We start from the raw sequence: 15,021 nt of genomic DNA, 5'->3' as shown, positions 1-15,021 counted from the left end.
GCTTTAAAAAATCAATTTATATCCAGCAAGAAAAAGCATTACAGCAATAGCATTTCTCAAAAATAGATCAGGAACTTTTCCGCTTAAACTGCTTCCAATATAAATACCTGGAAGAGATCCCATTAATAATTGGCCCAAAAGCGCTAAATCTAAATTTCCCATAGAAGCATGTCCGATTCCAGCAACTAAAGTCAATGGAACGGCATGAGCAATTTCAGTTCCTACCAATCGAGGAGTTGGTAAAAGCGGATAAAGGAAAAACAAAGTTACAGTTCCTAAAGCGCCAGCTCCAATAGAAGTTAAAGTTACAGTCGCTCCCAATAATACTCCAATGCCTACAGTCAGCATATTTTGAGTATGGCTTTCGCTGTGAAATTTATCGCCGGCATGTTTCTGAGAAAACTTTAAAATTCTATTTTTAAATATAATAGCAACAGAAGTAAACAATAATGCCCAGCCTAAACTGTACTTAATTACACGATTTATCGTTTCAATATCTGTTTTAATACTGTTGAGTATCCACAACGTTACTAAAGCAGCGGGAACACTTCCTAATGTCAGCCATCCTGTAATTTTCCAGTTTATATTTCCTTTTTTATTGTGTACAAATATTCCGCCAGCTTTCGTAAAAGCGGCATATAACAGATCTGTTCCTACAGCTGTTGTAGGAGGAATATTGAAATATAATAAAATTGGGGTCATTAAAGAACCACCTCCAACACCTGTTAATCCAACTATAAATCCAACTACTAAACCTGCGATTACAAGACCAATCTGAAAATCCATAAAAAAAATTTGGCGCTAAAATACGACATTTTTATAATTATCCTATAGATATTGTAGAGATTGAAAAACGTATTTAATATACAAGTTTTTTGGATGCTTATAATGTTTGAATATCTTGTAAAATAGCATTATTTGTGAAATTATGCTATCAAAGTTTTAAATACCTCTTTTAGAATGCAATGAATTAGTAATTAAGGTTTAAAAAAATAAAAATATTACTTTGTATTTTAGAAATAAGTATTATTTTTGCAAAGTAATCTATTAACCCGATAGGGTAATAGGTTTTGAAAACAAAAAGAATTATTTTTAATATGGAAAAAGAACTGAAAATAAATACGGCCGATTCTTTAAAAGAAAAGCTTTGGATTGGAATTCCTGTTGTTTTGTTAGTAGGTTTATTAACCGTGTTAATATACAATCATCATGCTGAGTTTTCTTGGAATGGATTTGTTGAAGGATTTAATGAAGAATTTTTAGTGTTTTTTGCCATTGGAGTTTTTGCTCAATTGGTAGACGGAACTTTAGGAATGGGATACGGAGCAACTTCAACATCATTTTTATTGGCTTATGGAGTTCCGCCAGTGGTGAGCAGTACTGCGGTACACGTTTCAGAAATGTTTACAACGGGAGCATCGGCACTTTCACACCACCGATTTGGGAATATCAATAAAAAACTGGTAAAACATTTATTGATTCCAGGTGTTTTAGGTTCAATTACAGGAGCTTACTTATTGTCGGACATAATTAACGGTGATATTATTAAGCCATTTATTGCAGTTTACATGATTGTTTTAGCGATTGTAATCATTAGAAAAGCATTGAAAAAAACAATTGTAAAGAAGAAAACTAAAAAATTAAGTGCTTTGGCCGCTTTTGGTGGTTTCATGGATTCAGTTGGAGGCGGAGGCTGGGGGCCAATCGTAACTTCAACATTATTAGGAAGAGGAAGAAATCCGAGATATACAATTGGTTCAGTAAATGCAGCTGAGTTTGCAATTTCATTTGCTAGCGGCATTACATTCATGCTTTTTGGCGGTATTCATGGCTGGCAGGTAATCATTGGATTGATTTTAGGAGGAGTTATTGCAGCGCCGTTAGCAGCATATTTGGTAAACAAAATTAAAAGAAAACCAATGATGATTGCGGTTGGAGTTCTAATTATATTATTGAGTTTAAAAACATTATCTAAATTATTATAATTCTTTAGATAGGGAGATAGAGATTATGAGTGCGATTATTGTACAAGAATTATTAGATAAAACTAAAGATCTTTCGCTAAATGAAACGTTAGTTTTTTTAGCAGAAGAATTTCCAGGAAAAGTAATTTTCTCAACTTCTTTCGGTCAGGAAGATCAGGTAATTACAGATTTTATTGCAAAAAGCAATACTGATATCACTGTTTTTACTTTAGACACCGGAAGATTGTTTCAAGAAACTTACGACGTTTTTCACAAAACTTTAAAAAAGTATAAAAAACCAATCGAAGTTTTTTTTCCAGAAGCTGCTTCAGTAGAAAATCTTCTGAAAACAAAAGGACCAAACAGCTTTTACGATTCAGTTGAAAACAGAAAAGAATGCTGTTTTATTCGAAAAGTGGTTCCGTTAAGAAAAGCTTTGGCAGGAAATTCAGTTTGGATTACAGGTTTAAGAGCTGAGCAGTCAGAAAACAGACAAGATTTAAACTTGTTTGAGTACGATGGAAACTTCGAAATCATAAAATTCAATCCACTTTTAAAATGGACTTTAGAAGAAGTTGAAATTTATCTTCAGGAAAACAATGTACCTCAAAATGCTTTACACAAACAAGGTTTCGTAAGTATTGGATGTGCGCCTTGTACAAGAGCAATTTTCCCAGGTGAAGATATCAGAGCCGGAAGATGGTGGTGGGAATCTAGCCATAAGGAGTGCGGGCTTCATAGTGCTAAGAAAGAGTAGAGTTTTAGAAGAAAGAAGCAAGAGGCAAGACTTTTTTTAGAGAATAGAAAATAGATTATAGAGTAAAGAGTGAAGATTTTAGATCAGGTTAAAAACTTGAAACTTTAAACCTGAAACAAAATTTTCACAACAAAATATCAAACAAAAAAACAATGAGTTCAGTATTAAAAACAAACGCTTTAGAGAGTGAAGCAATATACATTTTCAGAGAAGTAATTTCACAGTTTGACAAACCGGTTTTGCTTTTCTCAGGAGGAAAAGATTCTATCACGTTGGTGCGTTTAGCGCAAAAAGCATTTTTTCCTGCAAAAATTCCGTTTCCTCTATTGCACGTAGATACGGGGCACAATTTTCCTGAGACAATTGCTTTCAGAGATAAATTGGTTGAAGAATTAGGTTTAGAGTTGATCGTTCGTAATGTTCAGGATGCTATTGATGAAGGAAAAGTGGTTGAGGAAACTGGGAAATATTCAAGCCGTAACAGCCTACAGACTACAACACTTTTAGATGCAATTGAAGAATTTAAGTTTGATGCTTGTATTGGTGGAGCTCGCCGTGATGAAGAAAAAGCAAGAGCTAAAGAACGTATTTTTTCTGTTCGTGATGATTTCGGACAATGGGACGAAAAAAATCAAAGACCTGAGTTGTTTGATATTTTAAATGGAAAAATCGAAAATGGACAAAATGTTCGTGTTTTCCCAATTTCAAACTGGACAGAATTAGATGTTTGGAGTTATATCGAAAAAGAACAAATCGAGATTCCATCAATCTATTTTTCACATAAAAGAAAAGTTTTTTTGAGAGACGGTTTAATCTGGTCGCATTCTCCTTTTGTGTATCAGGAAGAAGACGAACAAATCGAAGAACGAATTGTTCGTTTCAGAACCGTTGGAGATATGAGTTGTACAGCGGCTGTTGAATCTTACGCTGCAACAATTGAAGAAGTTGTTGGGGAAATTAGATCATCAACCATTTCTGAAAGAGGAGCCAGAATAGATGACAAACGTTCTGAAGCTGCAATGGAAAAGAGAAAACAACAAGGATACTTTTAATAATTGTTAATTATGAATTGTTAATTGTAAATGCAATTCTGAACGAAATTTTAAAAGTAGAATCAAAAAAAACAAAAACATACAGATTTAAGTTTCGAGAGAACATGAAACCTGAAACTTTAAACCTGAAACAAAAATATTAGAATGGACGTTTTAAAAATAGCAACAGCAGGAAGTGTAGATGATGGAAAAAGTACTTTGATCGGAAGATTATTGTACGATACAAAGTCATTGACAACTGATAAAATAGAAGCAATCGAAAAAAGCAGCAGACAAAAAGGATACGATTACCTTGATTTTTCTTTGGCAACTGATGGCTTGGTAGCAGAGAGAGAACAAGGAATCACAATTGACGTTGCGCATATTTATTTTTCGACTGCAAAGAAAAGTTACATTATTGCCGATACTCCGGGGCACGTAGAATATACAAGAAACATGGTTACAGGAGCGTCAACTTCTCAGGTTTCAATCATTTTAATTGATGCCAGAAAAGGTGTTATCGAACAGACTTACCGCCACTTCTTCATCAATAATTTATTAAGAGTGAAAGAAGTAATTGTTGCCATCAACAAAATGGATTTAGTGGATTATTCAGAAGAAGTTTTCAATAAAATCAAAGCTGATTTTCAGGCATTAAATGCAAAAAGCACTTTTAAGGAACAAAACGTAAGTTATATTCCCTTAAGCGCAATCAACGGTGGAAACGTGGTTGACAAATCAGAAAATATGCCTTGGTACGATGGGCAAACCGTTTTAGAACATTTAGAAGGATTGCATGCTTCTGATGTTTTTGAAGCTGGAAAAGCACGTTTCCCAGTTCAAACCGTTATTCGTCCAAAAACAGAAGAATATCATGATTTTAGAGGTTATGCAGGGAAATTATACGGAAACTCAATTAAAGTTGGAGATGCCGTTACGGTTCTTCCTTCTTTAACAGAATCAAAAGTGTCTAAAATTCACTTTTTCGATAAAACATTTGATGAAGCCGTTGCAGGATCTTCGATTACAATCGAATTAGAAAATGATATCAATGTAACCAGAGGAGATATGATTGTAAAATCAGATGAACTTCCAAAAATTGAAAAAGATATTACGACGACAGTTTGCTGGATGGATAGTAAAAAACTGGTTCCAGGAACAAAGTATTTAGTACAGCATAATACGAATAGAGTTTTGGCAAAAGTAGAAAGTATTAAAAATACAATTGCAACTGATTATTCAGGAACGACAGAAGCTTCACAATTAGCCATTAACGAAATTGGAGAAGTAAGCATTAAATTAAGCAAACCGTTATATTTTGATTCTTATAATGAAAACAAATCAAACGGAGCTTTTATCTTAATTGATACAGCGACAAACACAACAGCAGGAGTAGGATTTATCAGGTAAACCTGCTGTAAGCTATAAGCTTTAGGCAATAAGCTTTTAGCAAAAGATGTATAAAAAGGTATGCAAGAGCCTAAAGCTTATTGCTTAATGCCTAAAGCAAAAAAAACACAAAGTTAATAAAGCTTAAAGCGTATAGCCTAAAGCCTAAAGCGTAAAAGAAATGGAAAGTTTTAGAACAGAAATAGAAAATCCGATAGTTCAAAGAGAGATTATCGAATTAGAAAAAAAGATTCATTTATTCCGTGGAGGAAAAATTGATGATGAGCGTTTTCGCAGTCTTCGTTTAGCGCGCGGAATCTACGGACAGCGTCAGGAAGGCGTTCAGATGATCCGTATCAAATTGCCTTATGGAAAAGTTACCAGCGAGCAATTAGTGCGTATTACACAAGTTTCTGATGAATATTCTACAGGACGTTTGCATATTACAACACGTCAGGATATCCAGATTCACTACGTAAGTCTAGACAGAACACCAGAACTTTGGGCAGATTTGGCTAAAGATGATATCACACTTCGTGAAGCTTGTGGAAACACGGTTAGAAATATTACAGGAAGTGAATTGGCAGGTGTAGATGTAAACGAACCATTTGATGTTTCGCCTTACGCACACGGACTTTTTCAATATCTGTTAAGAAACCCAATCTGTCAGGAAATGGGACGTAAATTCAAAATTTCGTTCTCTTCTTCAGACGAAGATACTGCTTTGAGCTATTTGCACGATTTAGGATTTATTCCGAAAATTAAAGACGGACAAAAAGGTTTTAAAATCATGTTTGGAGGAGGTTTAGGATCTCAGCCAGCACATGCTGAATTACTTTCAGAGTTTGTTCCGGTAAATGAAATCATTCCAACAGCAGAAGGAATCATCCGTATTTTCGACAGATATGGTGAGCGTGCCAAAAGAATGAAAGCGCGTATGAAATTTTTAATCAAAGAAATAGGAAAAGATGTTTTTCTTGATTTAGTTGAAAAAGAGAAAAAAGCGATCGCTTTTGAAACATACGAAATTGATACGACCGCTTTTGAAGGTCCAATTCCAGAACCATTATTAGAAGTTCCGCAAGTTACAATCGAAGATACTGCAGCTTATGAAGCATGGAAAAAATCGAATGTAATTAAGCAGAAACAAGAAGGTTATTATGCCATTGGTATCAAAGTTTTACTAGGAGATTTTTATACTGATAAGGCAAGATTATTAGCCGCTTTAATTAAAAATTACGCAGCAAATGAATTACGTTTTTCATTGCGTCAAAATATTGTAATACGTCACGTAAAAGAAGAGAATCTTCCTTTCTTTTATCAGGAATTAGCCAAATTGGATTTTGTTCATTTAGGATATAATTCTACAGGAGATATTACGGCATGTCCGGGTACTGATACTTGTAATTTGGGGATTGCAAGCAGTACCGGTATTGCAGAAGAATTAGAAAGAGTTTTAAATGCCGAATATCCTCAGTATTTAAACAACCGCGAAATCGAAATTAAAATCTCAGGTTGTATGAATGCCTGCGGACAGCATAATATGTCTGCCATTGGATTCCAAGGAATGTCAATCAATTCAGGAAAATTAGTTGCTCCGGCTTTACAGGTTTTATTAGGCGGAGGAAGATTAGGAAACGGATCAGGACGTTTTGCTGATAAAGTAATTAAAATTCCAAGCCGCAGAGGACCAGATGCATTGCGTACCATTTTAAATGATTATGATGCGAATGCAAACGGAGAAAAATTCTTGAATTATTATGATGCAAAAGGAGAGAAATATTTCTATGAAATTTTAAAACCTTTTGCAGATGTAACCAATTTAACTGAAGCTGATTTTGTAGACTGGGGTAACGCAGACAACTATGTAAAAGCAGTTGGAGTTGGGGAATGTGCGGGAGTAGTGATCGATTTAGTAGCAACTTTATTGTTTGAAGCTAAAGAGAAATTACTATTGGCTCAAGAATCTTTCGACGAGAAAAAATGGTCAGATGCTATTTATCATGCTTATGCAGGATTTGTAAATGGAGCAAAAGCTTTGTTATTGTCTGAAAACGAAAAAACAAATAATCACGCAGGAATTGTAGACTTGTTTGATACCGTTTTTATTGAAAAAAATAAAATAGAATTAAACTCAACTTTTAAAGATTTGGTTTACCAAATCAATAAAAATGAACCTTCTGAAGCTTTCGCTAAAGATTACATTGCTCAGGCAGTAGTTTTCTTTGATAAAATTGAAACTTTCAGAGCTCAAGAATTAGCAAATGCTTAATATAAAACCAAAAATAACTTTAGTCGGTGCAGGTCCGGGCGATCCTGATCTACTTACGCTCAAAGCTGTAAAAGCATTGGCTGAAGCCAACGTGGTTTTATATGACGCTTTGGCCAATGAAGAAATTCTGGATTACGCACCTAAAAATGCCATCCGAATTTTTGTTGGAAAAAGAATCGGAAATCATGCCTATACGCAAGATCAAATCAATCAATTAATTGTTGATAATGCTTTGACATACGGAAACGTAGTTCGATTAAAAGGCGGAGATCCTTTTATTTTTGGAAGAGGCGGCGAAGAAATTGATTTTGCAGAAAGTTTCGGAATTGAAACAATAGTTGTTCCAGGGATTTCATCAGTAGTTGCAGTTCCTGCAAGTCAAGGAATTTCGATTACAAAACGCGGCGTTTCAGAAAGCTTTTGGGCTATTACAGGAACAACTTCAGATAGAAAATTATCTGCAGATGTTGCTTTGGCAGCACAATCTTCTGCAACAGTTGTGATCTTGATGGGAATGCACAAATTACCTCAAATTATCGATTTGTTTCAAAAAGAAAACAAAGGAAATTTACCAGTTGCCATCATCCAAAACGGAACAACAGCAGAAGAAAAAGTTGGCGTAGGAACAGTTGATTCGATTTTAGAAGTTGTAAAACAAAAAGAATTAGGTTCACCAGCAATTATTGTTCTTGGAGAAGTTGTCCGCGAAAGCAACAAATTAAAAGGATTTTACGAAGAATTTCTATCAAAAGAAATCACAAGGTAAAATTTCGCAGGAATCAACATTGGAGCATCCGTTTTTAACCGAATGTACGTGAAGAGATTGTTCCGTTAGGAACATTTCATCGGTAGAATAAAAAATGTTCCCAATAAAATGTTCTATTAGGAACATCTGATTGGTAAATCATCTAATTTTGAATAGATGAAAAATGATTAACATGGAACAAAACGAATTATATCCAATATTTCTAAAACTTCACAATCTGAATGTTTTAATTGTGGGCGGCGGAAATGTAGGTCTGGAAAAACTTTCTTTTTTGTTAAAATCGAGTCCAAATGCAAATGTTGAGGTTGTAGCGCCCGATTTTCATTTAGAAATTAAAATTTTAGCAGAAAAGCATCCATCAATTAAATTGACGGAAGCAAAGTTTAAAAAGAAAATGCTCAAAAAACGTCACATGGTAATTGCCTGTACAGATGATTTAAAAGTCAATAAAAGAGTTTACGATTTATCGAGAAAGCGTTATTTGATTTGCAATATCGCCGATACGCCGGATTTATGTGATTATTATTTAGGAGGCATCGTTACGAAAGGAAATGTGAAAATCGCCATTTCGACCAATGGAAAATCGCCGACAACTGCCAAAAGGCTAAGAGAATTTTTCGAAGAAATAATTCCCGACGATATTAATCAAATGGTAGAAAACCTAAATGAATACAGGAGAACCTTAAAAGGCAATTTTGAAGAAAAAGTGAAGAAGATGAATGAAATCACCGCTTCACTCAAAAATAGAGAGTAAAAATATCGCTTAGAAATGAATGATAAAAATCATTGTCAGTAGAATAAATTATTCGTTTCTTTGCACTATTAAGAATGATTATAAACAACAACATAATGATTAAAACAGATATACTTATAATTGGAGCAGGCCCAACAGGTTTATTTGCCGTATTCGAGGCAGGATTATTAAAATTAAAATGCCACATATTAGATGCTCTGCCTCAACCAGGAGGACAGCTTTCAGAATTATATCCAAAGAAACCAATTTATGATATCCCAGGATTTCCAGAAGTACTGGCAGGAGATCTAGTTGATGGATTAATGGAGCAAATTAAACAGTTTGAGCCAGGTTTTACATTAGGTGAGCGTGCAGAAACAATCGAAAAACAAGAAGACGGAAGTTTCATTGTAACGTCAAACAAAGGAACTAAATTTCACGCGCCAGTTATCGCAATCGCAGGAGGTTTAGGAAGTTTTGAGCCTCGTAAACCACTTATTGAAGATATCGAGTTTTATGAAGATAAAGGAGTTAAATACTTCATCAAAAATCCGGAGAAATTCAGAGATAAAAGAGTTGTAATTGCAGGAGGAGGAGATTCAGCACTAGACTGGAGTATTTTCTTGGCAAATGTAGCTTCAGAAGTAACTTTAATTCACAGAAGAAACGAATTTAGAGGAGCTTTAGATTCTGTAGAAAAAGTACAGGAATTAAAATCCGCTGGAAAAATTAAATTAATCACTCCGGCAGAAGTTATCGGAATCAATGGAGCTGAACACGTTGAATCATTAGATATCGAAGAAAACGGAGCACACCGTAAAATCGAGTGTGATTATTTCATTCCACTTTTCGGATTAACTCCAAAATTAGGTCCAATTGGCGACTGGGGATTAGAAATCGAAAAAAATGCAATCAAAGTAAACAATGCACTAGATTACCAGACAAATATCCCGGGAATCTTTGCCATTGGAGACGTAAACACATATCCAGGAAAATTAAAATTAATCCTTTGCGGATTCCACGAAGCAACTTTAATGTGTCAAGCTGCTTACGGAATCATCAATCCAGGTAAAAAGTATGTATTAAAATATACAACAGTTTCTGGTGTAGACGGTTTCGACGGAACTCGTAAAGAAGCTCCAAAAGCAGTTGTTAAGGCGATAGTTTAATTGGAGGTGCTAAGATACTAAGGTTCTAAGGGACTAAGATTCTTTATATAGAAAAGCTCAAACTTTTAGTTTGGGCTTTTTTATTGACATAAAAAATCCCAGAGGGATGAAATATTTGTAGATAAGAAATGCGCATTTCATGAATAAAGCTCCAGCGGAGCGAAATATATGTCGCTCCGCTGGAGCTTTTGTTGAGTTGGTAAATTGTTTTCTATAAATATTGCGCTCCTCTGGAGCTCGATTGTTTAAATTAAAAATCCTAAAAGAAAAACTTAGAACCTTAGCGACTTAGCCTCTCAGAACCTTAGAAAAAAACATTTGCAAATCGAAAGCCTATTTCATACCTTTGCACTGTTCTTAAAATTACTGTTAGTTATCACGAAAGGCGGAGGGATAGACCCAATGAAACCTTAGCAACCCTTTATCATAAAGAAGGTGCTAAATTCTACTTTATACGACATTTTCCAGTATTAAAGATAGATAACACAAATACATAACTCGTATTTCTCAAACTTTTCCTGACAACTTACAATAATTACTGAAACAGATTCTGTATCAGGAGCGAATCATTGGTGCATTTTTGCAGTCAATAGTTCCCGCTGTACACAAATATCTTTTATTCTGAACCCCAGAATAAAAGGATATTTGCTTCCATCGGGGCTAATTAGCATGCAATATTGCACTTTTGGAATTAGTGTAAAAAAAATATCGAAGGTTAAACTTCACAATCATAATAAAAAAACTTAGCATCTTAGAACCTCAGTATCTTAGAAGCTAAAGAAAAAAAGATATGGCAATTACGATACAAGAAGCAATAAAGAAAAATATCCTAATCCTTGACGGAGCAATGGGAACAATGTTGCAGCGCTATAATTTCTCCGAAGAAGATTTTAGAGGAGAGCGTTTCAAAGATTTTCCACATCCATTAAAAGGAAACAACGATTTATTATCCTTAACACAACCACAGGCGATCCGCGATGTGCACGCTGCTTATTACGAAGCTGGTGCAGATATCGTAGAAACCAATACCTTTTCAGGAACGACAATCGGTATGGCCGATTATCATATGGAAGATTTGGTTTACGAGTTAAACTACGAATCAGCAAAAATCGCAAGACAAGTAGCTGATGAGTTTACCGCAAAAAATCCAGAAAAGCCTCGTTTCGTAGCTGGTTCAATCGGACCAACAAACCGTACGGCAAGTATGTCACCAGACGTAAACGATCCAGGTTACAGAGCCGTAACGTTCGACGATTTGCGAATTGCTTACAAACAACAAGCAGAAGCTTTAATGGATGGGGGATGCGATTTACTTTTAGTAGAAACGATTTTTGATACCTTAAATGCTAAAGCAGCACTTTTTGCAATCGAAGAAGTAAAAGAAGAACGTAATCTGGATATTCCGATCATGGTTTCAGGAACAATTACGGATGCTTCAGGAAGAACACTTTCTGGGCAGACAGTTGAAGCGTTTTTGATTTCAGTTTCGCATATTCCGTTATTAAGTGTAGGATTCAATTGCGCCCTTGGAGCCGATTTGCTGAAACCGTATTTAAAAACATTAGCACATAATACAAGTTTTAATGTTTCAGCACATCCAAACGCAGGATTGCCAAATGCATTCGGACAATACGATGAAACACCGGAACAGACTCAGGCTTTTATTAAAGAATATTTAGAGGATAATTTGATTAATATTATTGGAGGTTGCTGCGGAACAACTCCAGATCATATTCGATTAATGGCTGAGGTTGCGAAGGATTATAAGCCGAGAGTAGCGCCGGTTATTGCCTAAAGTTTCGCTCTTGCAAGGTTTTCAAAACCTTGTAGGTATGAATGTAAATGATAAATATTATTAAATGGATGGAGAGCATATTGTTTATTCAGAAGATGGGGAAGTATTTAAAGCTTTTTTAAATTCAAATTTGTATGATACGATGAATCCATATTTATATTGTGTATCTGAATTAAAAAGTATTAAAAGTAAGATTGATAATAACGAAAAATTCAAAATAGAAAGTAATGGTGAAATATATCATATTACGACAAATTTAGAATTTAGGTTATGGATCGAAAAGGTGTTCAATGGAGGATTTGAGAAACATATTTTTTAGTGATTAAAAATCAATAACAAATCTACAAGGTTTTAAAAACCTTGCAGGAACACAAATAGAGAATAAAAAAACTTAGAATCTAAGCATCTTAGAATCTTAGTAACTTTAAAAAAAATGACAGAAAAAAGAAGAGACCTTGTATTATCAGGATTAGAACCGTTGATTATTACGCCTGAAAGTGTTTTTGTGAACGTTGGGGAACGTACGAATGTAACCGGTTCAAGAAAATTCTTAAGATTAATCAAGGAAGAGAAATATGACGAGGCACTTGATATTGCAAGACAGCAGGTAGAAGGAGGAGCGCAGATCATCGATATTAATATGGATGAAGGAATGCTTGACGGTGTTACTGCAATGACTAAATTTTTAAATTTAATTGCTGCAGAACCAGATATTTCGAGAGTGCCGATTATGATCGACAGCTCGAAATGGGAAATCATCGAAGCAGGTCTTAAAGTAGTACAAGGAAAAAGCGTTGTAAACTCGATTTCGTTAAAAGAAGGAGAAGAAGCTTTTATTCACCACGCTAGATTAATCAAACGTTACGGAGCGGCGGCGATTATTATGGCTTTTGACGAAGTTGGTCAGGCCGATAATTACGACCGTAGAGTGGAGATTTGTCAGCGTTCGTATGATATTTTGGTGAACAAAGTAGGGTTTCCTCCGCAGGATATTATTTTCGATTTGAATATTTTCCCAGTTGCAACGGGAATGGAAGAACATCGCTTAAATGCTTTGGACTTCTTTAGAGGAACAAAATGGGTTCGCGAGAATCTGCCTCATGCACATATCAGCGGTGGGGTAAGTAACGTTTCGTTTTCTTTTAGAGGAAATGATACCGTTCGTGAAGCGATGCACTCAGTGTTTTTATACCACGCCATTAAAAATGGAATGACGATGGGAATCGTAAATCCCGAAATGTTGACGATTTATGATGATATTCCGAAAGACTTATTAGAACACGTTGAAGACGTAATTTTAGATAGACGTGACGACGCTACAGAACGACTTTTAGATTTTGCAGAAAATGTAAAAGGTGAAGCAAAAAGCGATGAAAAAGTAGTTCAGGAATGGCGTTTTGGAACGGTTCAGGAGCGTATTACACATTCATTGGTAAAAGGAATTGATGCTTTTATTGAGGAAGACGTTGAAGAAGCCCGTTTGGCAGCAACAAAACCAATTGAAGTTATCGAGATCAATTTGATGACGGGAATGAACGTGGTTGGAGATTTATTTGGAAGCGGAAAAATGTTTCTCCCTCAGGTGGTAAAATCGGCTCGTGTAATGAAAAAAGCAGTTGCTTATTTATTGCCATTTATTGAAGCAAGCAAACAAGCTGGAGATAAACAAGGAAACGGAAAAATCCTAATGGCAACTGTAAAAGGTGACGTTCACGATATTGGGAAAAACATCGTTTCGGTAGTTTTGGCTTGTAACAATTACGAGATTGTAGATCTTGGAGTTATGGTTCCTCCAGAAAAAATTATTGCAGCGGCGATTGAGCATAATGTAGACATTATCGGATTAAGCGGACTGATCACACCTTCGCTTGACGAAATGGTGTATCTGGCCAAAGAATTAGACAAACAAGATATTAAAATCCCGATTATGATTGGCGGGGCAACAACTTCGCGTGCGCATACTGCTGTGAAAATTGCGCCTCAGTATAGAGAAACGGTAATTCACGTAAACGATGCTTCGCGTGCTGTTACGGTTGCAGGAAACCTGTTAGATCATAACCGAAAAATATATGCGGCAGATATTCGTGCAGAGTACGATTCTTTTAGAGAAACATTTTTAAATCGTTCAAGAGATAAAAACTTCTTGACGATTGAAGATGCCCGTAAAAACAAATTACAATTGGATTGGTCTGAATACACGCCAACTAAACCAAAAGTAATAGGAGCACAAACCATCGAAATAGAACTAGATGTTTTGGTTCCATATATCGACTGGACACCGTTTTTTCAAACTTGGGAATTGTACGGAAAATATCCTGCGATTTTAACCGATGAGGTTGTGGGCGAACAAGCAACATCTGTGTTTAACGATGCTCAGTCGATGTTGAAGGTGATTTTAGAAGAGAAAAAATTAAAAGCAAAAGGTATCTACGGAATTTTTCCTGCCAATCAGGTCGATGATGACGATATCGAATTACGTGACGAAAACGGAAAAGTACTGGAAAAATTCTTAACACTTCGCCAGCAGTCGCAAAAAACAAAAGGTGCACCAAACATTGCTTTAGCCGATTTTATTCTGCCAAAAGAAAGCGGAATAGAGGATTACATGGGAGCTTTTTGCGTAACAACAGGTTTTGGTGTAGATGAATGGGCAGCGGAATATGAAAAGAATTTAGACGATTACAATTCGATTATGGTAAAAGCACTTGCCGATCGTTTTGCTGAGGCTTTCGCCGAATATCTTCACGAAAAAATACGTAAAGAAATTTGGGGCTACGATAGAGAAGAATCGCTAACAAACGAAGAATTAATTAAAGAAAATTATAAAGGAATTCGTCCAGCTCCAGGTTATCCAGCTTGTCCAGATCACTTGGAAAAACCAACGATTTGGAAGCTTTTGAATGTAGCTGAAGAAATTGGAGTGACGCTTACAGAAAGCATGGCGATGTGGCCGGCTTCATCGGTTTCGGGATACTATTTTGGAAACCCAAAAAGCAGGTACTTCGGACTAGGAAAAATAAAAGAAGATCAGGTAGTAGATTACGCCAAACGACGCAACGTTCCAACAGATTATGCCATGAAATGGTTAAATCCTAATATTGCAGATTAACGAAAGTTATTTTTGTTTCAGGTTCAGGTTTCAAGT

The 15,021-nt window shown here is 35.5% G+C and carries 12 protein-coding genes and 1 riboswitch; of the genes, 11 read left to right on the top strand and 1 reads right to left on the bottom strand.

Annotated elements, in window-relative coordinates; genetic code table 11:
• Positions 1–3 precede the first annotated feature (3 nt).
• Positions 4–786, bottom strand: coding sequence for a sulfite exporter TauE/SafE family protein (locus tag ASE40_RS13430; RefSeq protein WP_057117576.1), 783 nt, complete (start codon positions 784–786; stop codon positions 4–6).
• A 311-nt stretch (positions 787–1,097) separates the two neighbouring features.
• On the opposite strand from ASE40_RS13430, the gene ASE40_RS13425 reads away from it, so the two are divergent.
• The 11 genes from ASE40_RS13425 to metH all read left to right on the top strand — a co-directional run bounded on the left by ASE40_RS13425 (position 1,098) and on the right by metH (position 14,985).
• Positions 1,098–1,985, top strand: a complete 888-nt coding sequence (locus tag ASE40_RS13425; protein WP_057117684.1) for a sulfite exporter TauE/SafE family protein — start codon at positions 1,098–1,100, stop codon at positions 1,983–1,985.
• A gap of 25 nt (positions 1,986–2,010) precedes the next feature.
• Positions 2,011–2,721 (top strand): phosphoadenylyl-sulfate reductase, encoded by a 711-nt coding sequence (locus ASE40_RS13420; RefSeq protein WP_057117575.1) that lies wholly within the window; start codon positions 2,011–2,013, stop codon positions 2,719–2,721.
• A 152-nt stretch (positions 2,722–2,873) separates the two neighbouring features.
• A complete protein-coding gene (gene cysD / locus ASE40_RS13415; RefSeq protein WP_057117574.1) occupies positions 2,874–3,773 on the top strand; it encodes a sulfate adenylyltransferase subunit CysD in 900 nt (299 codons plus the stop codon).
• A gap of 144 nt (positions 3,774–3,917) precedes the next feature.
• Positions 3,918–5,162 carry a sulfate adenylyltransferase subunit 1 gene (locus tag ASE40_RS13410; protein ID WP_057117573.1) on the top strand — a complete coding sequence of 415 codons (1,245 nt, stop codon included), beginning with the start codon at positions 3,918–3,920 and terminating at the stop codon, positions 5,160–5,162.
• 160 nt (positions 5,163–5,322) lie between these two features.
• Entirely contained in the window at positions 5,323–7,413 is a 2,091-nt protein-coding gene (locus ASE40_RS13405) for a HEPN domain-containing protein (RefSeq protein ID WP_057117572.1), read from the top strand.
• Positions 7,406–8,179 (top strand): uroporphyrinogen-III C-methyltransferase, encoded by a 774-nt coding sequence (gene cobA / locus ASE40_RS13400; protein WP_057117571.1) that lies wholly within the window; start codon positions 7,406–7,408, stop codon positions 8,177–8,179. The genes ASE40_RS13405 and cobA overlap by 8 nt, the downstream gene beginning before the upstream one ends.
• Before the next feature lie 172 nt (positions 8,180–8,351).
• Positions 8,352–8,933 (top strand): bifunctional precorrin-2 dehydrogenase/sirohydrochlorin ferrochelatase, encoded by a 582-nt coding sequence (locus tag ASE40_RS13395; protein ID WP_057117570.1) that lies wholly within the window; start codon positions 8,352–8,354, stop codon positions 8,931–8,933.
• Between the two features lie 95 nt (positions 8,934–9,028).
• Positions 9,029–10,081, top strand: a complete 1,053-nt coding sequence (locus ASE40_RS13390) for an NAD(P)/FAD-dependent oxidoreductase (protein WP_057117569.1) — start codon at positions 9,029–9,031, stop codon at positions 10,079–10,081.
• A gap of 370 nt (positions 10,082–10,451) precedes the next feature.
• A riboswitch (SAM riboswitch) is annotated at positions 10,452–10,568 on the top strand.
• A 303-nt stretch (positions 10,569–10,871) separates the two neighbouring features.
• Complete coding sequence (locus tag ASE40_RS13385; protein WP_057117568.1) at positions 10,872–11,876, top strand: homocysteine S-methyltransferase family protein; 1,005 nt, start codon at positions 10,872–10,874, stop codon at positions 11,874–11,876.
• Positions 11,877–11,940: 64 nt separating this feature from the next.
• Positions 11,941–12,195 (top strand): hypothetical protein, encoded by a 255-nt coding sequence (locus tag ASE40_RS13380; protein WP_057117567.1) that lies wholly within the window; start codon positions 11,941–11,943, stop codon positions 12,193–12,195.
• A gap of 114 nt (positions 12,196–12,309) precedes the next feature.
• Positions 12,310–14,985, top strand: coding sequence for a methionine synthase (gene metH, locus ASE40_RS13375; protein ID WP_082586808.1), 2,676 nt, complete (start codon positions 12,310–12,312; stop codon positions 14,983–14,985).
• Positions 14,986–15,021: the final 36 nt, after the last annotated feature.

It is taken from the genome of Flavobacterium sp. Root935, assembly GCF_001429295.1.
In the GTDB taxonomy this organism is placed as follows: Bacteria; Bacteroidota; Bacteroidia; order Flavobacteriales; family Flavobacteriaceae; genus Flavobacterium.
The sequence above is the reverse complement of the archived record's forward strand: the minus strand, read 5'-3'. Positions and strand labels throughout refer to the sequence as shown.